23 protein-coding genes are annotated in these 23,198 nt (G+C 69.0%); 3 read left to right on the forward strand and 20 right to left on the reverse strand.

The genetic code is table 11. The annotated features are described in order from the left end of the window. Positions 1-64: 64 nt before the first annotated feature. Complete coding sequence (locus ACYVG2_RS11640; RefSeq protein WP_460781126.1) at positions 65-1,126, reverse strand: enoyl-CoA hydratase/isomerase family protein; 1,062 nt, start codon at positions 1,124-1,126, stop codon at positions 65-67. A gap of 108 nt (positions 1,127-1,234) precedes the next feature. On the opposite strand from ACYVG2_RS11640, the gene ACYVG2_RS11645 reads away from it, so the two are divergent. Beyond that, positions 1,235-2,896, forward strand: coding sequence for an ABC transporter ATP-binding protein (locus tag ACYVG2_RS11645; protein ID WP_460781127.1), 1,662 nt, complete (start codon positions 1,235-1,237; stop codon positions 2,894-2,896). Positions 2,897-2,907: 11 nt separating this feature from the next. Here the strand turns inward: ACYVG2_RS11645 and ACYVG2_RS11650 are convergent, their stop codons facing one another. The 11 genes from ACYVG2_RS11650 to hemE all read right to left on the reverse strand — a co-directional run bounded on the left by ACYVG2_RS11650 (position 2,908) and on the right by hemE (position 12,189). After that, positions 2,908-3,357, reverse strand: coding sequence for a hypothetical protein (locus ACYVG2_RS11650; RefSeq protein ID WP_448964346.1), 450 nt, complete (start codon positions 3,355-3,357; stop codon positions 2,908-2,910). Positions 3,358-3,584: 227 nt separating this feature from the next. Further along, complete coding sequence (locus ACYVG2_RS11655) at positions 3,585-4,907, reverse strand: glutamate-1-semialdehyde 2,1-aminomutase (RefSeq protein ID WP_460781128.1); 1,323 nt, start codon at positions 4,905-4,907, stop codon at positions 3,585-3,587. Positions 4,908-4,917: 10 nt separating this feature from the next. After that, on the reverse strand, positions 4,918-5,895 hold the full coding sequence (gene hemB / locus ACYVG2_RS11660) for a porphobilinogen synthase (RefSeq protein ID WP_460781129.1): 978 nt from the start codon (positions 5,893-5,895) through the stop codon (positions 4,918-4,920). Next, positions 5,892-6,692, reverse strand: a complete 801-nt coding sequence (locus tag ACYVG2_RS11665) for a uroporphyrinogen-III synthase (protein ID WP_448964343.1) — start codon at positions 6,690-6,692, stop codon at positions 5,892-5,894. Before ACYVG2_RS11665 ends, hemB begins: the two co-directional genes overlap by 4 nt. Beyond that, a complete protein-coding gene (gene hemC, locus ACYVG2_RS11670) occupies positions 6,692-7,699 on the reverse strand; it encodes a hydroxymethylbilane synthase (protein ID WP_460781130.1) in 1,008 nt (335 codons plus the stop codon). The genes ACYVG2_RS11665 and hemC overlap by 1 nt, the downstream gene beginning before the upstream one ends. Before the next feature lie 5 nt (positions 7,700-7,704). Then, entirely contained in the window at positions 7,705-8,382 is a 678-nt protein-coding gene (hemQ, locus tag ACYVG2_RS11675; RefSeq protein ID WP_448964341.1) for a hydrogen peroxide-dependent heme synthase, read from the reverse strand. Positions 8,383-8,456: 74 nt separating this feature from the next. After that, entirely contained in the window at positions 8,457-8,732 is a 276-nt protein-coding gene (locus tag ACYVG2_RS11680) for a hypothetical protein (protein ID WP_460781131.1), read from the reverse strand. Further along, the gene (locus tag ACYVG2_RS11685) at positions 8,719-9,126 is read right to left on the reverse strand and encodes a phage holin family protein (protein ID WP_448964339.1); all 408 of its coding nucleotides are present in this window, start codon (positions 9,124-9,126) and stop codon (positions 8,719-8,721) included. Before ACYVG2_RS11685 ends, ACYVG2_RS11680 begins: the two co-directional genes overlap by 14 nt. A 1-nt stretch (position 9,127) precedes the next feature. Continuing rightward, positions 9,128-9,556: a hypothetical protein gene (locus ACYVG2_RS11690; protein ID WP_460781132.1), complete on the reverse strand. Its 429-nt coding sequence runs from the start codon at positions 9,554-9,556 to the stop codon at positions 9,128-9,130. 123 nt (positions 9,557-9,679) lie between these two features. Then, complete coding sequence (gene hemG, locus ACYVG2_RS11695) at positions 9,680-11,152, reverse strand: protoporphyrinogen oxidase (RefSeq protein WP_460781134.1); 1,473 nt, start codon at positions 11,150-11,152, stop codon at positions 9,680-9,682. Next, positions 11,149-12,189: a uroporphyrinogen decarboxylase gene (gene hemE, locus ACYVG2_RS11700; protein WP_460781135.1), complete on the reverse strand. Its 1,041-nt coding sequence runs from the start codon at positions 12,187-12,189 to the stop codon at positions 11,149-11,151. The genes hemG and hemE overlap by 4 nt, the downstream gene beginning before the upstream one ends. Positions 12,190-12,272: 83 nt before the next feature. On the opposite strand from hemE, the gene ACYVG2_RS11705 reads away from it, so the two are divergent. Further along, positions 12,273-13,571 (forward strand): glutamyl-tRNA reductase, encoded by a 1,299-nt coding sequence (locus ACYVG2_RS11705; RefSeq protein WP_460781136.1) that lies wholly within the window; start codon positions 12,273-12,275, stop codon positions 13,569-13,571. A 7-nt stretch (positions 13,572-13,578) separates the two neighbouring features. On the opposite strand, the gene ACYVG2_RS11710 is transcribed toward ACYVG2_RS11705, so the two are convergent. The 6 genes from ACYVG2_RS11710 to ACYVG2_RS11735 all read right to left on the reverse strand — a co-directional run bounded on the left by ACYVG2_RS11710 (position 13,579) and on the right by ACYVG2_RS11735 (position 20,117). Then, on the reverse strand, positions 13,579-14,055 hold the full coding sequence (locus ACYVG2_RS11710) for a heme-degrading domain-containing protein (RefSeq protein ID WP_460781137.1): 477 nt from the start codon (positions 14,053-14,055) through the stop codon (positions 13,579-13,581). Between the two features lie 55 nt (positions 14,056-14,110). Beyond that, positions 14,111-14,908 carry an NAD-dependent epimerase/dehydratase family protein gene (locus tag ACYVG2_RS11715; protein ID WP_460781138.1) on the reverse strand — a complete coding sequence of 266 codons (798 nt, stop codon included), beginning with the start codon at positions 14,906-14,908 and terminating at the stop codon, positions 14,111-14,113. Continuing rightward, on the reverse strand, positions 14,905-16,206 hold the full coding sequence (locus tag ACYVG2_RS11720; RefSeq protein WP_460781139.1) for a mandelate racemase/muconate lactonizing enzyme family protein: 1,302 nt from the start codon (positions 16,204-16,206) through the stop codon (positions 14,905-14,907). The genes ACYVG2_RS11715 and ACYVG2_RS11720 overlap by 4 nt, the downstream gene beginning before the upstream one ends. Further along, positions 16,206-17,042 carry an RraA family protein gene (locus ACYVG2_RS11725; protein ID WP_460781140.1) on the reverse strand — a complete coding sequence of 279 codons (837 nt, stop codon included), beginning with the start codon at positions 17,040-17,042 and terminating at the stop codon, positions 16,206-16,208. Before ACYVG2_RS11725 ends, ACYVG2_RS11720 begins: the two co-directional genes overlap by 1 nt. 73 nt (positions 17,043-17,115) lie before the next feature. Continuing rightward, entirely contained in the window at positions 17,116-19,299 is a 2,184-nt protein-coding gene (locus tag ACYVG2_RS11730) for an alpha-amylase family protein (protein WP_460781141.1), read from the reverse strand. Further along, entirely contained in the window at positions 19,296-20,117 is an 822-nt protein-coding gene (locus ACYVG2_RS11735) for a hydroxypyruvate isomerase family protein (RefSeq protein ID WP_460781142.1), read from the reverse strand. Before ACYVG2_RS11735 ends, ACYVG2_RS11730 begins: the two co-directional genes overlap by 4 nt. Before the next feature lie 86 nt (positions 20,118-20,203). On the opposite strand from ACYVG2_RS11735, the gene ACYVG2_RS11740 reads away from it, so the two are divergent. Further along, on the forward strand, positions 20,204-21,265 hold the full coding sequence (locus ACYVG2_RS11740) for a LacI family DNA-binding transcriptional regulator (protein ID WP_460781143.1): 1,062 nt from the start codon (positions 20,204-20,206) through the stop codon (positions 21,263-21,265). Between the two features lies 1 nt (position 21,266). Here ACYVG2_RS11740 and ACYVG2_RS11745 read toward each other — a convergent pair whose 3' ends face one another. Both ACYVG2_RS11745 and ACYVG2_RS11750 read right to left on the reverse strand, forming a co-directional pair. Beyond that, the gene (locus tag ACYVG2_RS11745; protein WP_460781144.1) at positions 21,267-22,400 is read right to left on the reverse strand and encodes a Gfo/Idh/MocA family protein; all 1,134 of its coding nucleotides are present in this window, start codon (positions 22,398-22,400) and stop codon (positions 21,267-21,269) included. After that, positions 22,397-23,152 carry a ThuA domain-containing protein gene (locus tag ACYVG2_RS11750; protein ID WP_448964325.1) on the reverse strand — a complete coding sequence of 252 codons (756 nt, stop codon included), beginning with the start codon at positions 23,150-23,152 and terminating at the stop codon, positions 22,397-22,399. The genes ACYVG2_RS11745 and ACYVG2_RS11750 overlap by 4 nt, the downstream gene beginning before the upstream one ends. Positions 23,153-23,198: the final 46 nt, after the last annotated feature.

Below are 23,198 nucleotides of genomic sequence, written 5' to 3' on the forward strand. Positions count from 1 at the left end.
GGGCGAACGATCCGCTGATCATGGGCACATTCTGCACCGCGTCCAGCAACGCGCGACGGTCGGTTCAGCCGAAGAGAGGCACCTCGGGGACGTACGCGCGTGCTGCGGCGCCGGCATCCGGTCCGAGCTCGGCGATGGTGGCCGGTCGCCACTTCGGCGAACGGTCCTTGTCGACCAGCTGCGCGCGGATACCCTCGACGAGGTCCGGGTGATGGGTCCCGAACCACAGCACGCGACGGTACTCGCCGATCAGCGCGGCCCGCAGGTCGCCCTCTCGCGCCTCGCGGACGGCGTCGAGTGTGACGGCGACCCCGGTGGGTGAGAGTTCGGCCAGCGTCGCGGCAGTCGCGCCGGCCGCGTTCTCGGTCCGCTCCGACAGTCGCTGCACGACCTCGCCGATCGTGTCCGCGGAGAACACCTCGTCGATCCACGCGCGCTCGTCCGCGAGGACGGAGCGCTCCGGCGTCTCGTCGAACAGCAGCACGAGCTCGGACGGGCTGGTCGGGTCGGCGCGCTTGCCGAGGGCCTCGCGCAGCTCGTCGAGATGGGCGGACGGCACGTAGTAGTCCGCGAAGCCGGCGTAGACGGCATCCGCTCCCGTCATCGTGGCGCCGGTGAGCCCGAGGTACTCGCCGATCCGACCGGGAGCGCGACCGAGCAGGTAGGTGCCGCCCACGTCGGGGGTGAACCCGATCCTGGTCTCCGGCATCGCCAGACGGCTGCGCTCGGTCACGACGCGGATGGCCGCGTGGCCCGCCAGTCCGATCCCTCCGCCCATCGTGATGCCGTCGGCGAAGGCCACGACCGTCTTCGGGTACCGGGCGATCATGAGGTTGAGTGCATACTCCTCGCGGAAGAAGTCGCCGACGCCCTCATGCCGACCGCTGACGATCTGCTCGTGCAGGCCACGCACGTCTCCTCCGGCGCAGAGTCCCCGCTCGCCGGCGCCGTCGATCAGGACGATGTCGACGTCGCTGTCATCGCGCCACCGATCGAGCGCTGCGGTGAGCTGTCGGATCATGCCGAGATCCAGCGCGTTGATCGCCTTCGGCCTGTTCAACGTGAGCCGCCCCAGCGATCCCTCGGTGCGGACGAGGACGGTGGGTTCCGCGGTGCTGTCAGTCACGAATGCCACGTTACCCGCCTGTTTCTTCACGCATCGCACAGCGCCAACGCGAGATTCTGCGTGTTTTCCGACAAGATAGAGAGAACGCCCAACGCAGAAAGGCCCGGGATGCCAGACGGACAGCTGATCGAGTTCGACCATGTGACGAAGCGCTTCGGCGCTGTCGCCGCGGTGTCGGACTTCTCCGCGCGCGTCAACCCCGGTGTGGTGACGGGCTTCCTCGGACCGAACGGCGCAGGCAAGACCACTACGCTGCGCATGCTGGTCGGCCTCGAGCGTCCGACCATCGGCACCACGAAGATCGGCGGCAAGCGCTTCTCCGAGCTGCGCGACCCCGCCCGCGTCATCGGGGCGATGCTCGAGAACCCCGGCTTCCGCGCCCGCCGCACCGTCGAGCGTCATCTCATCGCCGCGGCGAAGGCGAACAGCATCCCGATGTCCCGCGTCGGAGAGCTCATCTCGTTCGTCGGCCTCGCCGATGACGTCGACACGCGCATCGCGGCGCTCTCGCTCGGCATGCGTCAGCGCCTGAGCGCGGCGACCGCCCTGCTCGGCGACCCCGGCGTGCTCGTGCTCGACGAGCCCGCGAACGGGCTCGACCCCGAGGGCATCCGCTGGATGCGCACGCTCATCCGCGGTCTCGCCGATGAAGGGCGCACCGTCCTGGTGTCCTCGCATGTGCTCTCCGAGGTGGAGCAGACCGCCGACGAGATCCTCGTCATCGCGAGCGGCGAGCTGAAGTTCGCCGGCACCATGGAAGACCTCGCTGACCCGAGCACTGGCCCCGTCGTGGTCGATGCCGCCGACCGTTCCGCGCTCTCCTCCGCGCTGCGCGGTGCAGGGTTCGAGTTCGAGGTCCTGCGCTCCGGCCTGACGGTGCGGGGCAGCGACGCGGCCACCATCGGTGCGGTCACGGCCGGCGCCGGCGTGGCGCTGACCACACTGCAGCAGCGCGGTCCGACGCTCGAGGACGTCTTCCTGGATCTCGTGAATGACCGGTACGTGCGCCCAGCGCCCGCCGTCGCAGCCGCGCAGGCGGATGCCGTTCCCGCCCCCGCCACGGATGCGGAGCCCGTTGCCGACGCCGACCGTCCGGTCGCGGCGCTGTTCAGCTCCGTCGACGTGCCCGAAGCGGATGCACTCATCGAGGACGAGGTCATCGTCGACGAGGCGCCTTCCGATCACACGCTCGCAGACGACGCCGAGGCCGCACCCGAGGCCGCACCCGCAGCCGCAGCCGCCGAGCCTCAGGACGAAGATGCGGCTCCCGTCGACGCGGCACACCTCGACGCCGACGCCGACGCCGACGCCACCGACGCGGCCGGACCGGCGGACGAAACCGATACGCCCGCCCCTCAGGAAGCAGACCGTCCGCTCCCCGGAATCGCCGGGTTGGCCGCGGTAGCGAGCCTGTTCAACACGCCCGCCAAGACGGCGGATGACGCGAGCGAAGGCGACGTCGAAGAGCAAGCCGATCGTCCGTCCGCAGACGCGGCCGACGAGATCGACCCCGACGCCACCCGCGTCATCGACGTGGTGCCGGGTGCTGACGCCACTACTGCGGATTCCGAGCCGGAGTCGCCCGAGTCGGATTCCGAGTCCGACGAGCCCGATCCCGCCGAGGAGTTCTTCGACGCGCTGACCGGCGACCCGTCATCAGAGGATGACGACGCGGAGGACGCGCCCGTCGACCACGAGACCGCGGATGGCGCGGACGACGCGCAGGACGGATCTTCGGACCACAGCGAGTCCGCGCACGAACAGCGCTGAGCTCTCGGATCTCACACCGGGCGCGGCCGGATGACCGGTCGCTGGCGCCCCTTCACGACGGGCACCGGCGCGGTACCCGCGATCTCCACGACGTCGACGGGCTCCTCCGAGACATCGAGGCGCAGCGCCTGAGTGAGGGCGAGACCGTGCCTGGTCGTGAAGATCAGTCGTTGGAACTGCTCATCGCCCTCGAGGTCGATGACCACACTCGCCCGGTGGCGGCGGATGAGCACGAAGTCGGTCGTCGCGGCGGCCTTCCATGTTCCGGCCGCGAGGATGCCGGGGATGTGCGTACCGGGGCCCGGCACTCCGCGCAGCCACGTCCAGGCATCGTCGGTGAGCTGCACCTTGGTGATGGTGTCGCGCGAAACGCGGAGGTTCTCGCGGTGGAACGTCGCAGCGCGCTCGAGCGGGGAGAGCACAACCTCAAGCTGTGTCTGATCCAGCAGCAACGTCACCATGCACCCAGTCTGCCAGCGACGCCCTGCAAACTGTCTGCGACTTCCTCACAGGACCGCAACGATCCGGTTGTGCGGTTCCACCACGTCGGTTTCTCTGCACGACTCCGGAGGAACACCCGGCTGAGCGTCGTCCGGCGACCATGTGCACCCGAATCCCCAGAAGGCTCCGGCGTTATGCGGGATGGAAACCGGCAATGACGCGCGACGTCCGCGAAACGTGCACCCGATCAGGCCAGAGCGGACGCCGCGGCCGCGGCCGCCGCCGGCAGCGCCGCCTCGATGCGGCTCAGAGCCGCGTCATCGTGCGCGGCGGTGAGGAACCACGCCTCGAACACGCTCGGCGGCAGAGCCACGCCCTGCTCGCGCATCGCGTGGAAGAAGGGCGCGTAGCGGAACGCCTCCTGCGCCTGCGCCTCGGCGTACGTGCGCGGCGGCCGCTCGGCGAACACCACACCGAACAGGTTTCCGGCGCGGGGCACGGCGTGCACGACGCCGGCGTCGGTGAGGGCGGCGTCCAGGGCCGCTGCGACACGGGCGGCTGCGGCATCCACCCGCGCATACACCGCTGGGGTCGCGAGCCGCAGCGTCGCGAGGCCCGCAGCGACCGACAGCGGATTGCCCGAGAGCGTTCCGGCCTGGTACACCGGCCCGGTGGGCGCGAGCAGGTCCATCACGGCGGCTCGACCGCCGAGCGCGGCGAGCGGCATGCCGCCGCCGACGACCTTGCCGAACGTGATGATGTCGGGCAGGTACTCCTCGCCGAGGGATGCCTGCAGCGCCCAGTATCCTGCGTGGTGCACGCGGAAGCCGGTGAGCACCTCGTCGAGGATCATCAGCGCGCCGTTCGCGTGCGCGGTGTCGGCGATGAAGCGGTTGAAGCCGGGCTCGGGCTCGACCACGCCCATGTTGGCCGCCGCGGCTTCGACGATCACGGCGGCGATGCGGTCGCCGTGCTCTGCGAACACGGTCTCAAGTGCGGCGCGGTCGTTGTAGCCGATCACGAGCGTCTGCGCGGCGATGGGCGCGGGCACTCCCGCAGAGCCCGGCAGCGCCAGCGTGGCGACCCCTGATCCGGCCTCGGCGAGCAGTCCGTCGGAGTGACCGTGGTAGTGCCCGGCGAACTTCACCAGCAGATCGCGACCGGTGGCACCACGCGCGAGGCGGATCGCCGTCATGGTCGCCTCGGTGCCCGTGGACACCAGGCGCACGCGTTCGATCGGAGCGAGGTCGCCCACCCGCACGCGCTCGGTGATGAGCCGTGCGAGCTGCACCTCGCCCTCGGTGGGCGCCCCGAACGAGAGCCCGCGGGCAGCAGCGTCCTGCACCGCGGCGACGATCTCCGGATGCGCGTGCCCCAGCAGAGCGGGACCCCATGAGGCCACGAGGTCGATGTACTCCTGGCCCGCGGCATCCGTGACGGTCGCGCCCTTGGCGGATGCCAGGAACCGCGGCGTCCCGCCGACGGATCCGTACGCCCGCACCGGGGAATTCACCCCGCCGGGCGTCACCGCGCGAGCGGCGGCGAACAGGTCATCGTTGCGGTCGTTCATGAACCCTCCCTCAGTCGCGGAGCCAGCCGGCGGCCTCGGTCGCCCAGTACGTCAGCACGGCATCGGCACCGGCACGACGGATCGACAGCAGCGACTCGAGCACGGCTGCCCTGCGATCGATCCAGCCGTTCGCACTCGCGGCCTCGATCATGGCGTACTCACCGGAGATCTGATATGCCCATACCGGAATATGCACGGCGTCGCGCACCTCGCGGAGCACGTCGAGGAAGCTCATGGCCGGCTTCACCATGACGATGTCCGCACCCTCGGCTTCGTCGATCAGCGCCTCGCGCAGTCCCTCGCGGCGGTTGCCCGGATCGAGCTGATACGTGCGGCGGTCGCCCTGCAGCTGCGAATCGACCGCTTCGCGGAACGGTCCGTAGAACGCGCTCGCGTACTTGGCGGCGTAGCCGAGCAGGAGCGTGTCGGTGAAGCCTTCGGCATCGAGCCCGCGTCGTATCGCCGCGACCTGGCCGTCCATCATGCCCGACAGCCCCAGCAGGTGCGATCCCGCCCGCGCCTGAGCGAGCGCCATCGCGACGTATCGCTCGAGAGTCGCGTCGTTGTCGACCGATCCGTCGTCGGAGAGCACGCCGCAGTGGCCGTGGTCGGTGAACTCGTCCAGGCACAGATCGGTCTGCACGACGAGCGCGTCGCCGACCTCGGAGACCAGCGCGGCCGTTGCGACGTTGAGGATGCCGTCGGGGTCGTCCGCCCCCGAGCCGGTCGCGTCACGCACGGCGGGAACGCCGAACAGCATCACACCTCCGACGCCGGCCTCCGCCGCCTCGACCGCGGCGCGACGCAGCGAATCGAGCGAGTGCTGAGCGACACCGGGCATCGAGCTGATCTGCACGGGCTCCGAGATGCCCTCGCGCACGAACATCGGGAGAACGAGCTGCCGCGGCTCCAACGAGGTCTCCCGCACCAGGTTCCGCACCGCCGACGACTGACGCAGCCGGCGCGGACGGATCTCGGGGAAACTCACGGTGCGAACTCGTCGGCCGCGTGCGGAAGGGTGAAGTGCGACACCGCATCGATGAGCGCGTCGACGGTCTGCTTGTCCGCGACCACCGTGATGGGCAGCCCGGCCTTCCGGGCGTCCTTCGCGGTGCGAGGGCCGATCGCGGCGAGCAGCGTGTCATCGGGGATGTCGGGGAACTGCTCGCGCACCTGCTGCGCGACCGATCCGCTGGTGATGAGGATCGCGTTGATGCGGCCGCTGTCGACATCGCGGCGGATGCGCTCGGTGACCGGCACTCCGACGGTGCGGTAGGCGACGACGCTCGAGACCTCATGTCCGGCGTTGATGAGCGAGCGCGTGAGGACCGGCTTCGCGATCTCGCTGCGCAGGGTCAGGATGCGACGGGGTGACGGTTCGAGGGCGAGGAGCTGCTGCGCCATCCCCTCGGCGGAGTTGTCCTCCTCCGGCACGAGCGCGACCTCGTAGCCGACCGCCTGAAGCGCTGCTGCCGTCGTCTCGCCGACCGCCGCGATCTTCGTCGACCGGGGAACCACGGCGCGGTGCGCGAACAGCACATCGACGGTCGTGGCGCTGGTGATCGTGAGCCAGTCGAACTCTCCGGCGGCGAGCTTCGTCAGCGCGTCGTCGAGCGCGGCCTGGTCGTTGGTGGGGCCGAAGTTGATCAGCGGCGCGACGACGGGGACGGCGCCCTGCGCGCGAAGGCTCGCGGCGACGCCGTCGCCCCAGGGGCCTCCTCGCGGAACGAGGACGCGCCAGCCGGTCAACGGCTTCTCATGATTCGTTTCGGGTGTGCTGCTCATCAGGATTGCTCTCGGGAGACGAGTCCGGCCGCCCCTTGATCGAGCAGCCGACGGGCGACAGAAAGTCCGATCTCGCGTGCTGCGTGATTCGGGTCCGCACCATCGGCAGCATCCGCTCCATTGCCACTGCCGTTCAGACGAATATACCCCCGGCGCAGAGGTTCGGTGACGTCGAGGCCGATCCGCCGCTCTCCTTCGGGTGCGTAGACGACCGTCCGCACGCGCACGGAGTCGCCGGTGACGACCGCGTGCGCGGCCATCGGCGCCTGGCATCCGGCATCCAATCCCTCCAGCACGCCGCGCTCCACGGTGATCGCCAGCCGGGTGGCCTCATCGTCGAGTTGCGCGAGGGCGGCGAGGAGATCTGCCGGCGCGTCCGCGGTCGTCTCCACGGCGAGCGACCCCTGGCCCGGTGCGGTCGGCCATTCGGCGAGGCCGAGCTCTTCACGCGCGAGCGGGATCTCGGTCCCGATCCGTGACAGGCCGGCGGCCGCGAGGATCACGGCATCCAGCTCGCCCGACTCGACGCGTGCCATGCGCGAGCCGATGTTCCCGCGGATGTCGACGACCTCTGCACGGGGCGCGCGACGGCGCACCTGGGCGATGCGCCGCGGTGAGCCCGTGCCGACCTTCGCTCCGGCGCGCAGCTCGTGCAGCGGGGTGCCGTCGCGCGTGAGCACGATGTCCCGCGCATCCTCCCGCTGCGGCGTCGCGGCGATCAGCAGGCCGTCGGGCTCGGCGGTCGGCAGGTCCTTGAGCGAGTGCACCAGGATGTCGCACTCCCCGCCGAGCAGCGCCTCCCTCAGGCGGGTGGCGAAGATGCCCATCCCGCCGATCTCGGACAGCGATGCACGGTTGGTGTCGCCTTCCGAGACGATGGGAACGAGCTCGACCTTGCGGCCGGAGACCTTCTCGAGTGCGGTGGCGACGTGGCCGGACTGCGCCTGCGCGAGTGCGCTTCTGCGCGTGCCGAGGCGGATCGGACGCTGTCGGGTCGAAGTACTCATCACGCCTACTGCAGCACGTCCGCGATCTCGTCGAAACGGAGCCTGCGACCCGTGAAGAACGGGACCTCCTCCTTCACGAAACGACGGGCCTCGGTGTAGCGCAGGTCGCGCATGAGGTCGACGAGCTCGGTGACATCATCGGCCTCGAGCGGGAGGATCCACTCGTAGTCGCCGAGGGCGAAGGCCGCGACGGTGTTCGCGATGACGCCCGTGAACGCCGCGCCCTTGCGTCCGTGATCCGCCAGCATCTTGCGGCGGTCCTCCTCCGGGGCGAGGTACCACTCCGGCGTGCGCACGAACGGGTACAGGCAGAGCCAGTCCTTGGGTTCGACCCCACGCAGGAAGCCGGGCACGTGCGCACGGTTGAACTCGGCGTCGCGGTGCACACCCATCACGTTCCATACGGGCAGCAGCGTGCGCAGGAGCTCGGTGCGGCGAAGGCGGCGCAGCGCCTTCTGAAGGTCCTCCGCGGTGTCGCCATGCAACCACACGAGCAGATCGGCATCCGCCTTGAGGCCCGAGACGTCGTAGAAGCCGCGGATGGTCACACCGGAGTTCTCGATGTGCTCGGAGATCGTCTCCAACTCGGTCGCGTCGGTCTCCGCGACAGGCGCATCAGGATTGCGTCGCCACACGGCCCAGAGTGTGAAGCCGGTGGGGTTCTCTTCGCTCGCGTCGGACATGCATCCAGTCTGCCCCTTTCTCGGGGAAGGAGCGAATGCAGTGACCCTCCGACGGGATCAGGGACCGGTCGGCGTCAGCGCGCGAGAGCGCGTGCGATGGCCCACACGAGCGTCCCGGCCACCGCCGCGATACCGACGGCCGCCGCCGCCGCGCCGACCGGGTTGCGATCGGCGAACACACGCGCCTTCGCGGCACCGCGCACGGACGCCTTCTCGATGCGGCGAGGCAGGTTCCCCTTGATCTCGATCGCGGCGAGAGCGGCCTTCAGCTCTGCACGAGCGGATGCCACGGGGTCGGTGATCCCTGCGGGGACGGCGGTGCGGGGCAGATTCAGCTCAGAGTTTGTCATCACCGGCATCCTTCACGATTCGAATATCGGTCGCGACCGCCTGACCGGGGTTCTCACGACGCAGCACCTTGCGGAACTTCAGCAGCCCGAGCAGCGCGAACGCCAGCACGCAGAGCAGCAGCAGCGCGATCACCGCCAGCGCGGAGAGCCACACCGGCCACCACGACGAGAGCCCGGCCACAGCGAAGACGAGGATCATCGGGATGAGCCAGAACAGGAAGAACAGCGCCACCAGGAACCAGACGCTGCCGATGCCGGCGTCCTTCGCGGTGCGCGAGATCCAGGTCTTGGCCGATTCGATCTCGGCCTTGACGAGCTTGCTGACGAGCTCAGGGAGGTCGCCGAGCAGCGTCAGGAAGCTGTCGTCCGCGCGGTCACGGTATCCGCGGACCATGTCACTTCCCGTTCGTCGTGGTCTTCTTCGCCGCGGTGCCCGTCGACGTGCTCGACGTCGCTGCCGGCTTCTTGGCCGCGGGCTTCTTCGCCGCCGCCTTCGCGTCTTCGACCACGTCCTCCGCCACCTCGGCGACGTTCTCCGCAGCCTTCTTGGTCGTGGCGATCGCGGAGTCGAGCTTCTCGCCGGGTGTCGCTCCGTTGCCGGCGGACTTGGCGACCTTGACGATGCCCGACCACACAGCACCGGGTATCGCGGCGGCCTTGTCGCCCGCGAATGCGGTGAGCTTGGTCACCTGCTCCTGAACCGGGTCCAGGTGCCAGACCTTGAGCCACTGCGTCTTGATCTGCTCGTAGCGCTCGCGTCCGGCGCGCGTGCCGAGTACGTAACCGACGCCGAGTCCGACGACGAGTCCGATCTTCCCCTTCATGGGGTCTCCTCACGTTGTTCCGGTCGAGCCGCAGGATTCCGCCCCTGTCGGCCAGGTACCCAGCGTAACCCCATATGCCGATTTCGGCATCTATACGGCAGGGGGTTGACAGCCAAGGTTCATCTACGCCCAGAGCAGGGCGCGGCGCAGGCGATCCGCCTCGTCCTTCGCGTCGGGGATGACCTGGGCGAGGCCCGTTCCGGAAAGCCACGCCCCGACGACGGCGAGGCCGTCGACCTTCTGCACCGCCGTACGCACGGACCGGCGACGCTCGGACGCACCGATGAGGGAGGCCGGCTGCGCCTGCGTGAACCGTGCACGGTGCGAGTCGACGAGGGTCGAGGCCGGCAGCGGCACTCCGAGAAGGTCCGCAGCCTCCCGCAGCGCGAGCGCGGCCGCCTCATCGTCGTCCAACCCGGCAGTTGCCGCTGGCTCGCCCTGAGCGCCGAACGAGACGCGCACGATGTGCCTGCCCCCCGCCGCGTCGCGGAGCCAGGACCACTTGGCGGTCGTGTGCGTCAGCGCCTTGGCGGTGTGACTGCCCGGCACGGTGAGCACTCCGGTGCCGCGCGGCGCGGCGTCGAGCGCAGGGGCGTCGAGAAGCAGGCTCACGATCTCGATCTCCGGGGCAGCGCCGGGGGCGCCCAGAGCAACGACGTGGCCGTCGAGCAGGGTACGGGCCGCCGGCTCAGCCGTCGCCACGATGACGGCATCCGCAGTGAGCGTCTCGGTCGTCGCCTCGGCATCGTCGCCCTCGCCGACCACCGGGAACGTCACCGCCCACTGCCCGCTTTCGCGGGTCAGGGCCTGCACACCGGTCCCGGTGCGCACGGTCGCGCCGAGTTCGTCGAGATCCTCCGCCAGCGCGTCGACGAGCACGTGCATGCCACCGGCGAGAGCCTCGACGGCGGAGCCCGGTGCCTTCTTGGCGCGGTCGGCACGGTCTGCGAGAAGCTGTGCGACTCCGCCCGACAGCGACCCCGCACGCGTGAGGGCCTCGTTCAGTCCTGGAGCCGCGACCTCGGTGTCGACGTCGTCCGGGTGCGCGGAGTAGACGCCGGCCGTGACGGGTGCGACCAATCGGTCGCGCACCTTGTCGCCCATCCGCGACGCGACGAGCCTGCCGAGGCTGTGCTCCTTGCCGATGGTCAGCGGTGGCCGCAGCCGATCGACGTACGCGCGCCACGCCCCACCCCAGCCGATGATGCGGCGCACGTCGTCGGCGAACGGGTTCGACGGGATGCCGAGGATCCCGCCCTTGGGCAGCGGGGCCGGGGCGACACCTGGCACTCCGACCAGCCACGCGCCCGCAGGGTCGGGAGTGACGATGCGATCGGTGAGACCGAGGTCGGCGAGCAGTTCGCGCACGTGCCCGCCCCGCGTCGCGTAGCTCTCGGCACCGGCATCCACCGCTGTCGAATCGAGTTCGGCGCGGCGGATGGCACCGCCGAGTTCGCCCGCCGCTTCCAGAAGGGTCACCCGCATGCCGACCTTGGCGCACTCTCGTGCGGCGATCAGACCGCCGATGCCCCCGCCGATCACGATGACGTGGCGCGCGGCGGCTCTGGCCGTGAGGTCTACCGGATCCTCGGTCATGCGCGTGCCGGCTCCGTGCGGGAGTGCACCAGTTCGACGATGCGGGTGAGCTGGTCGGGATCGGTCTCCGGAGGCACGCCGTGACCGAGGTTGAGGATGTGTGCGCGGGCCGCCCGCCCACGCTCGAGCACGTCGAGCACGTGCTCCTCGAGAACCGCCCACGGTGCCGACAGCAGAGCCGGGTCGATGTTCCCCTGCACGGTGACGTCAGGGCCGAGGATGCGTGCGGCCTCGTCGAGCGGCTGACGCCAGTCGACGCCGACGGCCGAGGCGACGCCGTCGAGCGTCATGTCCGCCAGGAAGGGTCCGGTGCCGACGCCGAAGTGGATCACCGGGATGCCGAGGTCGGTCACCGCGGCCTTCGAGTGCGGAGCGATCAGTGAACGGTAGTCGGCGGGGCTGAGCGAACCCGCCCACGAGTCGAACAGCTGCACGGTCGCCGCTCCCGCGTCGCGCTGCGCCTCGAGGAAGCGGCGGGAGATGCGGGAGAGCCAGCCGGCCAGGCGGTTCCACGCCTCGGGATCGGTGTGCATCATGGCGCGTGCGCGGAGATGCTCCTTGGAGGGCCCGCCTTCGACCAGGTACGCGGCGAGCGTGAACGGTGCACCGGCGAAGCCGATCAGCGGAGTGTCGCCGAGTTCGGCGGTGACGATGCGCACGGCCTCGGCGATGGCTGCCGTGTCGAGGGATTCCGGATCGATCGCGGTGATCCGATCGACGTCGGCCCGCGTGCGCACCGGTTCTGCGAACACGGGTCCGCGTCCGGGCTCGATGACCACGTCGACACCGGCGAGGCGCAGCGGGATCACGATGTCGCTGAAGAAGACGGCGGCGTCGACGCCGTGGCGGCGGACCGGCTGCAGCGTGATCTCAGCGGCGAGGTCAGGAGTCAGGCACGCATCCAGCATCCGTGTGCCCACGCGGAGTTCGCGGTACTCGGGAAGCGAGCGACCTGCCTGTCGCATGAACCATACGGGGGTCTGCTCTGGTCGATCTCCGGCGAGCGCGCGCAGCAGCGGGGCAGTGGATGAGGACATGCGTCCATCATCCCATCCGGTCTCTGTGGGTGCCCGGTGACCGCATCCAGGAGGCACTCCGAAAGGCGGCGTAAGATGTCAGTGTGCTGCTGTGTGTGACGGCGAACCACAAGACCGCCTCCTTCGAAATGCTCGAACGACTGAGCCGCACCCCCGACGACGTCGCGCCGAATCTTCTGCGCCTCGCTCCGTGCGTGCAGGGTGCAGTCGTCGTCTCGACGTGCAATCGCTTCGAGGCGTACGTCGAGGTCGACGAGCCGGTGACCGCCGCCGGGGCGGTGGGCGTCGAAGCCGTGCTCGAAGCGATCGAGCAGTCGGCGGGCATCCCCGCCGAAGAGCTCGACGGCGCCTACGCCGTGCACTCCGGCCGCCGGGTCGCCGAGCACCTCTTCGCGGTCGCGTCCGGTCTGGAATCGGTCGTGTCCGGCGAAGGCGAGATCGCCGGCCAGGTGCGACGCGCCCTCACCACCGCCCGCAAGCACGGCACCACCTCCCCCGAACTCGAGCGGCTCTTCCAGCGCGCGAGCCAGGCGCAGCGCAAGGTCAAGAACGTCACGGCGCTCGGCCGAGCCGGACGCTCGCTCGTGCGCCTCGCGCTCGAACTCGCCGACAGCCGCATCGCCGACTGGTCCGCCGAGCGCGTGCTGCTCGTCGGCACCGGCTCGTACGCTGCGGTGACGCTCGCCACGCTGCGCGAGCGCGGTGCGACGAACATCTCGGTGTACTCACCCTCCGGACGCGCGGAGCTCTTCGCCAAGAAGCACGACATCGCTGCCGTCTCCGAAGCCGACTACGCGCGCATCGCGACGGCGTCGAGCCTGCTGATCACCTGCACCACCGCGACGGAGCCGGTGCTCGGTCGCGCGCAGCTGCAAGGGCCGACAGGCGACGCGGCCGCCGGCTGCCCGATGGGCCAGCAGACCTCGCAGCTCGTGATCGACCTGGGCATGCCGCGCAACGTCGACCCCGACATCGCGAGCCTCGAGGGCGTCGCGCTTCTCGATCTCGAGACGATCCGTCTGCACGCTCCCCTCGAGGAGCTGCAGGCGACGGATGCCGCACGCACCGTGGTCCGCGAGGCCGCCGACACCTTCCACGTCGTCGGCGCGCAGCAGAGCGTGACGCCGTCGGTTGTGGCGTTCCGCACGCACATCCTCGGCCTCATGGAAGCCGAGATCGAGCGGGCTCGCGCGCGCGGCGACGAGGGCGGCAGGGTCGAGCAGGCCATGCGTCACCTCGCCGGGGTGCTCACGCACGCACCGACGAAGCGGGCGCACGAACTCGCGGCTCAGGGACGGGGCGACGAATTCGCCGCGGCACTCGAGACGCTGTACGGCATCACGGCCGACGTCGCCGATGCTCCGGCTGCCGAATCGGCCTGAGTACGCGTCACCGTCCGCGCACCTCCCGCAGCGCCTCCACGATCAGAGCGTGATCGTCGGCCTCCGCGAGTCCGGACACCGCTGCGACTCCGACGAGAAGCTCCCCCACCCGGATCGGGAACCCACCGCCGAACGCCGCGTAGTCGTTCGGCTCGTGCCAGTTGCTCGTGCGGAAATCCGCTCCGCGCCCGCGGAACGACAGTCCCACTCGATAGGTCGACTGCGCGTATGAGGTGACAGTTCGGATCTTCCGCTCGAGCCAGAGATCGTTCTCGACACGAGTTCCTGCACGCGCGGCGTGGAACACCCGCTGCGATCCGAACACGATCGAGACGGCGACGGCCTGATCGCGTGAACGTGCGAGCTCGATCACGCGCGTGCCGACGGCATACGCGTCGTCGTATCCGAACGTGTCGAAGCGCAGCTCCTCCTCCTGGGCGATCACTTCGGCGAGAGCCGTCTCCACTGCGGAATCCATGGTCATCGTTCCTGTTCTCCAGATCGTCATCGCCGGCTGAGATCCAGCCGGCCCTGCTGTCTCAACCGCGCCAGTCGAGCAGTGCCCTCGCCCGCTCCGAGTCGTAGAACGAGGCGTTGCCCGGCAGCGGCGCCGTGATCGGCACTTCGGGATAGTGCATGGCGGCGAGATCTGCCGTCGGCGTGCTGCTCAACGTGGATACGGCGACGAGGTTGAGCACGACATGCCCGTCCGATTCGACCTTGTAGGCGCGCACGGTCGCCGCCGCCGCCTCATCCAGCGGGGTCCACCCCCAGAGGTCTCGCGACGGCACATCCGGTCGCCGCCGATCCAGGCGCTCGGCTCTGGACCGGATGAGCGCGTGGTAGCGCAGCGACACGACAGACAGCCCGGGGTTCGCGGAGACCATCGCGTCGGACTGCAGCTCCGCTTCACGTTTGGACAGGCCGTACGGGTCTTCGCAGTACGCCGGATGGTCTTCATCGACTGCGAAGTAGTCGTATCGCGGTGCACGGCTGAAGCATCCGCCGATGGCGTTCACGCTCGACGCCATCACCACCCTGCCGACGCCCTGCTCGGCCGCGACGGTCAGAGCGTTGTACGAACCGGTCACGTTGGTGTTGTGCACCACGTGCGCCGGCCTGTCGAGCGGAGAGGTGATCGCTGCCAGATGCACGAGGGCATCCGCATGCCCGACGGCATCGCGCAGCGCATCGGCATCCGTGACATCGCACATGATGATGTCGGGCGCGGGCGCCCGGTCGATGGCGACAGGCTCGTGCCCCTCTGCGCGGATCGCGGCCACGACGCGTCGGCCGAGCAGGCCGGCGGCACCCGTCACCGCGATCCGCATGGTCATCCCCAGATCCGGTCCATGCTGCGCTCCGCGTCCCAGTGCGATGTCTCAGCGAAGAACACCGGATCGGCCGGATCGAGGTGGCCGCGCATGGCCTCCTCGTTGATATCGCCGAAGCCGAGGCCGGGACCGTCCGGAACCTGGATGAACCCGTCCTTGATGATCGGATTCGGAAGCCCGGTGACCAGTTCGCTCCATCCTTCGACGTCGGCGGCGTGATGCTCGAGCCCGATGAAGTTCTCGGTCGCCGCCGCGAGGTGCACGCATGCCATGGTCGCGACGGGCGAGGCCGCGAGGTGCAGCGCCATGGGTATGCCGTGCTCCCATGCGTAGTCGCCGAGGCGCTTCGTCTCGAGGATGCCGCCGGACGTCGCGGGGTCCGGATGGATGACGCTGACTGCCGCTTCCTCGATCAGCGGCCGGAAGTTCTCCGCGAGATAGATGTCCTCGCCGGTGCACGTCGGCGTCGTGGTGGCGCTCGTGAGCCGCTTCCACTGGGCCGTGTACTGCCACGGGATCATGTCCTCCAGCCATGCCAGATTGAACTGCTCGAACGCCTGCGCGATCCGGATGCAGGATTCGAGCGGGATGTGCCCGAAGTGATCCATCGCCAACGGCACCGCGTACCCGACCTCTTCGCGCAGCACGCGCACGTAGTCGACGAGGTATTCGATCCCCGCCGGGGTGATCTGCTGCCCGGTGAAGGGGTGCATGGTGAGCGTCGCCGCACGCGCGTAGGGCGGCGCGATGAGCGTCCCGGGGATGTCCCACAGCAGGTCGACACCGACATCGACCTTGAGCATCTTGTAACCGGCATCCAGCCTGGCCCGCAGCTTCGCAGCCGTCCGATGCGCGTCGGCGCCGCCAGGAGTGTCGGCGTAGCACATCACCTCGCTGCGATGCTTGCCGCCCGCGAGCTGATAGGCCGGAACACCGTAGGCCTTGCCCGCGAGGTCCATGAGCGCCATCTCGACGGCGCTGACTCCTCCGCCGCGTCGGCCGTGTCCGCCGAACTGCTTGATCGATCGGAAGATCGCATCGACGTCGCACGGATTCTTGCCGACGAGCCGGCTCTTGAGCGCGAGGACGTAGCTCGCACTGGCCTGGTCACGTACCTCGCCGTACCCGCTGATGCCCTGGTTCGTGTCGATGCGGACGATCGTCGAGCGGAACGGGACGCCTACCAGGTTCGCGATCCGCAGATCGGTTATTCGCAGCTGAGATGGAGCCGAGGCACGCGAGACGGGCACTTCGTAGTCGATCTCCGACGACGGGGATCCGACATCGTTCACAGTGGTCATCAGCGGGTGCTCCCCTCGAGCTCGCGCCAGTTCTGGAAGTCGGCCTCGATCTCGTCGAGCCATGGCGACGTGTCGATGGAAGCGCTCGAGTAGCGTCCTTCACGCAGTCGCTGCTTGCCGAAGGCGTCCCGCGATGCCGTCTCCCATGCGCTGTCCGCGAGCTCCGCGGCGAGATGCGGCGGGATGAAGTAGACGCCGGTCGCCGTTCCGAGAACGACATCGCCGGGCAGGACGGTGGCCCCGCCGACGCGCACCGGGATGTTGAGGCCGGCGAGCGTGACATTGCGGATGGGTGTCGGGTCGGCGGCGCGGTAGAAGAAGTTGACGTCGTCGAGCCGCTGCAGGCCGGCCAGATCGCGCACTCCCCCGTCGATCACAGCACCGGCGTGCGTGCGTGCGGCGACGGCCGTACCGAGATTGTCACCGATCACGGTGCCCTCGACGACCTTTCCGAAGATGTCGACCACCATGACGTCGCCCGCTCCGAGTGCATCGATGACCCAGGAGTTCTGCCGGTCGCCGTCCTGCAGGCCGTCGCGCTCGCCACTGGCGACCACCGCCGCGTCGTAGTCGGGGCGGTGAGGCAGGAACTGCGCCGTGACGGCACGTCCGACCAGCACACGTCCAGGATGCGTCTGCTGCCATCCGCTCGCGAACTGCCGCGGATACCCGTGCTTGTGCGTCGTGGCCCAAGCGTCCTCGGACGTTGCGGTCCTGATCCGCTCGAGCACGTCATCGCCGACGTGCGGACGTCCGTCGGCCGACCGCTCCCCCTCCCAACCGGCTGTGAGGCGGATGATGTCTGCTGGGCTCTGTAAGAAGCCATCGACTGGCACGGTTGTCTCCCTGATCGGTGTTGCGGTTGTGGTTCACATGAGGTGCGCTGTCGCGCCTGCCGGCGGATGCTGGTCAGTCGAAGTCGATCGCGATCACCTCGAAATCGAGTACGGAGTCGACGGTGAGCTCGATCCGCCCGTCGACGATGAGCGCATCCGCATCCACCCCGGCGCGCAGCAGCCGCACGCGTTCCACTCCTCGCCCCTCGGGGATCGCGATGGACACGAACTGCTCGGGGCTGGGCAGGAGCTCGACGATCGGGCCCTTGAGATAGCGCGGATTCGTCATGTTCACGAGATGCACGGTCATCGAGGCGGACTGCTCCCACGCGACGACCTCGATGACACCAGCCCCGCGCACGCTGACGAGTTCACCCGCATCCCTGGCCCAGTCGATCACGCCGTGCATGAGTTCGAAATGGTCCTGCACGAGGAAGTCGCTGAACGCCCTGTCGATGTCGTTGGCGAAATACGCCACCCTGCCCGTTCCGAACTGCGACAACACGAGCTGCGGGGTGCTCTCGTCGGTGTCCCGACGGTAGACGTCCTCCATCGGCAGATCCGGATACGACTCGATCAGGGTCACTGGCACCGTACGGGAGACCTCGTGATCGGCGCCGCGATCGTCGCGCATCGTCACCTCCACGCGGTTGGCCGAGTTGATGATGACATCGGTGCCGTCGATGCCCTGCAGCACCCTCTCCGCCGAGTCGCCGGCGGAGCCCTTCAGCCTCAGATACGAGTTCGAGACGCCCGTGCGCAGCCCGTGCGCGTTGACGCCGAAGAGGTCTCCGAGGGCGAAGTCGTCGCGTTCTCGGCCGTGCTCGTCCAAGAGGCTCGTGCGATAGGTGGCCACGAGCGTTCCGCCGCCCGCGACGAACGCCCGCAGCTGATCGGCCTGCCGATCCGACATGGCGACACTGTTGGGCAGGATCAGCACCCTGTACTTCCCGAGCGCTTCCGCGTCGAGCAGGTGATCGTGCACCATGTCGAACGGCATCCGGGCCTCGACGAGCATCTGATACCAGCCGAGGATCGGGCGCTGCACCGTGCGTTCCGACTCGGCGCCGTCGAAGGCCCGCGCGCTCTGCTGCGAGTAGACGAGCCCGATGTCGGCGATCGATCGGGTGTTGCGCAGGTACTGCTCATGCTCGGCCTGCCACACGTAGATGTCCTTGACGACTTCGAGCCAACGGGTGTCGTGCACTGTCCCTGCGAACTTCGTGAACCAGGCGCGCACGCCGTTCGCGGTGGCCGAAGCCACCCACATCCGGATCTCCTCGCCCACCTGCACGGAGTCCTTCCAGCGGTGGGCTTCCTCAATGCCCATGCTGAAGATGCCACCGACGGGCTTGTTCCCCATCACGGCACGGAACTCCTTGGCGTGACGGCCGCTCGTGAACGCAGGGCTCAGCCCGCTCCTGGCCTGCTTGTCGGCGAAGAGGATGTCCGATTGCGCGGCGAGCGCCGACATGTCCAGGGGGCTGAGCGCACCGCCTCCGGAGTTCGGGACGAATCGGGCATCCGGATTGATCGCGCGGATCTGCTCGTCCCACGTGCGCGCGATCGCGAGAAGCGTGCGCTCCCACCATTGGCGATAGCGGATCTCCTCCGCGGTGTAGCCGCCGTTCTGCGTCGGCAGCGGAGGGATCTCCGCGCCTCCGGTCGCCTCTCTGTACTGCGAGCGGCATCCCTCGCAGTAGCATCGCCCTTCGCCCGTCCAGCGGTTGGCGAAGATCGCATCGACGTCGTAGCGTTCGAGGATCTCCGCGTTGATCTTGGGCACGAACTCGGTCGCATAGGGGCCGAAGGGGCACGTGAGCCACACGTTCGGGGCCGACCAGTGCTCCTGAGGCTCGCCGTCGGGACCGCGGCTGAGCCATTCCGGGTGCTGCGCCGCGATCGTCCCGTGCACGGCGTGCGAATCGATGCGCGCCATCACGACGAGACCGAGCTCGCGTGCTCCGCTGACGAGGGCTCCGAAGGGATCGCCGTCGCCGAGGTACGGACTGCGGTAGTGCCCCTCCACGTCGCTCGGGTAGAAGGCCATGTATCCGCCCGCGCTCAGGCATGCGGCGTCGGCACGGATGTCGCGCATGTAGTCGATCCAGAACCCCGGGTCGAAGCCGCTGCCCGGTCTGGGGTCGTCGCCGACCATGGTCAGCTGCGCCCAGCGCATGGCGCGTTCGTACCAGGGGAGTCCGGCGCGCTCGGCGGTGACGGCATCCGGGATCGACATCGATTCGACCGTGCTCATTCCCGTGCCTCGCGATCCAGTCCGAGTGCCGACTCGAGCGCGCTCGCGCTCACTGTCTGCGCACCGGGTGCGTACTCGGCGGCGATCCGTCCCGTGTATCCGACCTCGGAGAGGGTTCGCAGCACCCCGGCGAAGTCGATGTCGCCCGTCCCCGGTGCGCCGCGACCCGGGTTGTCGGCGAGCTGCACGTGCGCGATGCGAGCGGCGTGCCTGCGGATCTCCTTCTCGAGATCGCGGCCGTTGGACGCCAGGTGGAACGAGTCGAACAGCAATCCGATCGAGCCGATCCCCTGTGCGGCGGCCATGGACCTCACCCGTTCGGCGTCGTCGAGGGATTCGAGCGGGTACCCGGCGTTCGCCGCTCTACTGAGCGGTTCGAGCAGCAGTGTCGCCCCTTCGAGCGCATCACCGGCGCGGCGGAGGTTGGTCAGAGCGACGTCGAGTGCGGCCTCGTCGCTGACGCCGCCGACACGGAGCCCGTAGAGGGCGTTGAAGTGCGTGCAGCCCGTGCGCTGCGCTATCCGCGCGGTCGCGACGAGGGAGCGCTGCAGATCCACTTCCCGACCAGGGTGGGAGAGCACCCCGCGCTCACCCGCTGGCATGTCCCCCGCGTAGAGGTTGAGCCCGACGAGACGCACGCCGGCCTCTTCGATCGCGCGGATCAGCGCCTCGACCTCTTCGCTCGACGGCGATGCCGTGCCGAACGGCCACCACGATTCCACGAGCTCGAACCCGCCTGCTCGTGCGGCCTGGAACCTCTCGAGGACCGGCAGGTCGGCGTACAGCAGCGAGACGTTGGCGACGATCGACGAGGTCATGACCCATCCGTTCTGGTGATTGTCCCTGTGACAAGATGATTCGCGACGGTTATCGATACACGCGTCACGACGTGAACAGGAGCGCGATGAGCGACATGCACCCGCAGGCGGCGGGGGCGGGAAGACGATCCCGCGCGACGATCGCCGATGTCGCTGCGCTCGCCGGGGTGTCGCGCGCCGCGGTGTCGAAGGTCTTCAATCGCACCGGCAGCATCTCCGCCGAGACGACTCGGCGCATCCAGGAAGCGGCCCGTGAACTGAACTGGACGCCGAGCGCGACGGCGACGGCGCTGCGGCGCTCTCGCTCGCAGACCGTCGGCCTCGTTCTCGACAAGCCGAACAGCCGCGTCGACATCGGCTTCGGTACGGCGTCGTTCCTCGCCGGCATCGAGTCCGAGCTCGCCCCGTTCGACTACGGCCTGCTGCTGTACGCGGTCGGTCGCGAGCCCGCCGCTCAGCTCGCGGCCTATCGTCGCGTCGCGGAGACGCGACGCGTCGACGGGATGATCCTGACCGACGGCGCCGAGCACGATCCTCGTTTCGAAGTGCTCGCGGACAACCGCATGCCCGCAGTCCTGGTTGGAACGCCGTTTCCCGGAACCAACATCGCCCACGTCGAGTCCCCCAATCCCGAAGCCGGTGTCGAGGATGCCGTCGAGCACCTGTTCGCGCTCGGTCATCGCCGCATCGCCTACATCGGCGGCACTCCGGGGCGATACCAGTCCGAGGCGCGCCGTTCCGCGTTCAGGGCCGCCCTGGCCGCGCAGGGCCTCACGCCGTTCGACGACGTCTTCGCCGACTACGTGCCGGAGCGTGCGGCCGAAGAGACGCGACGCATGCTCGGACTCGCGACGGCGCCGACGGCGATCCTGTACGCATCCGATGCCATGGCGATCGCGAGCATCCGGACCGCAGGCGAACTCGGCGTCCGCGTGCCGGAGGATCTCTCGATCATCGGATACGGCGGAGCCGATCTCGGCGAATGGATGACTCCGGCGCTCACGACGGTGGTCAGAGACGCGGAGCAGCGCGGACGCGCCGCCGCGATCACTCTGCTGCGTCTGCTCGGCGAGAGTCCGCAGGGCGACGCCGTGCTCAAGAATCCTGAGCTCGTGCTTCGCGCTTCCACAGCGGCTGTTCACGACTGACTCACGCCCCCGCAGGATCGAGCGCCGCACTGCGAACGCCCCAGCCGCGCAGGTGCGCGCCGGCGTCTCCCCATGACTCGAGCGCAGCACGCACCCCGTCATCGCCGCGTTCGACGGCCGAGGCGATCGCGCGCGCACGTGCCTCTTCGAGAACGTCGTCGATGCGCACCCGCTGACCTCGCTGCGCGGAGATCACTGCGGCCTCCACCATCGCGAGGCTCAGGATGTTCTCGTGCACCTCTCCCGAGCACGCTTCCCCGGTGCGCACGGCGCCTGCGAACGAATGCAGAGCCTCAGAGACCCCGCCGTATCGAAGGTCCTCGATCTGCGCCGCGGACACCGGATCGCTCTGCGGTCGGTCGTCGCCGTTCCAGACCGCGCTGCCGCCCTCGCCGCTCACGCGCCACGCGCCGTTCCACGATGTCTCGGCCCCTGGGCTCGCCCAGCTGCCGGTGTAGATGTAGCGTGCACCGCCGGTCATCTCGAAGATCGCCGTGGCCGCCGCGTCACCCCGATACCAGCTCCACGCGGGGTTGTACTCCTCGCAGTAGACCGCGACAGGATCGGCGTCGAGCAGGAACCGCGCCGAGTCGAAGGGGTGGATCGCCATGTCCACGAGCAGCGGATGCGCCATCTCGTCGCGGAAACCGCCGAAGTGCGGCGCCTTGAAGAACTCGGTCGTCGCGATGCCTATGCGTCCGAACGCGGAGACCTGGCTCTTGAGTTCGTGCAGCTGCGAGTTGTGACGACGCGACTGGCTCACGACGAACAGTCGGTCGTGCAGCTCGGATGCTGCGGCGAGAGCCAGACTCTCCGCGAGCGTGGCGGCCGCCGGCTTCTCGCTCACGACGTGAAGACCGCGGGCGAGAGCCGCCCTGGTCACATCGAAGTGCGCGGCGGGGATGGTCACGTTCGCGACAGCATCCGTCTCGACCTGCTGGAGCATCTCCTCCAGGGTCCCTGCGACGGGCAGATCCGAGCGGCCGACTCCGTCGACCGCCGCACGCGCGCCGTCGGTGAAGATGTCGACGACACCGACCAGCTCGAATGCGGGCGACTCCTCCGCGATGGCGATCCACCTGCGGCCCATGTTGCCGGCGCCGACGACGACGACGCGCAGAGGCTGCTCGCTCATCCGGCATCCACCGTGCTGAGGACCGGCATGGTGCGGGCCAGCGCCGGCAGCTTCCGCTCGACAGGATTCGCCGCCCACACGCATGCGTTGGCGAGCACACGGCGCACATCCGGGTGGTGGTACACCGGATAGGCCTGATCGCCAGGACTGAAGTAGAAGATGCGTCCGCGGCCGCGCTTGTACGTGAGCCCTGAGCGGAAGACCTCCCCACCGGAGAAGCTGGAGATGAAGACCGTCTCATCGGGTGCGGGCACATCGAAGAACTCGCCGTACATCTCCTGCTGGGGGATGTCGATCGGGTTCGGCACATCCTTCACGATCGGGTGCGCAGGGTCCACCGTCCACACGAGCTCCCGATCCTCTTCGTTGCGCCACCGCAGTGAGCACGTGGTCCCCATGAGTCGCTTGAAGATCTTGGAGAAGTGCCCGGAGTGCAGCACCAGCAGCCCCATCCCGGAGAGCACGTGCTCCTGCACCCGGTCGACGATCTCGTCGTCGACCTCCTTGTGCGCACGGTGCCCCCACCAGGTGAGCACGTCGGTCTGCGCGAGCACATCCTCGGTGAGGCCGTGCTCATCGTCGTCGAGCGTGACGGTGCGCACGACGACGTCGCCGCCGAGGTGCGCGCGGATGCCGTCGGCGATCGCGGCGTGCATGCCGTCCGGGTACAGCTCCTGCACGATCTGATCGGTCTTCTCGTGACGGTTCTCGCCCCAGACCGTGACGCGGATCGGTGTGTTTCGTTCAGACATTTGGCTGCGCGCTCCCAAGCGGATAGTGATGGATCGACGGATCGGA

The sequence above is a fragment of the Microbacterium shaanxiense genome (assembly GCF_054779995.1).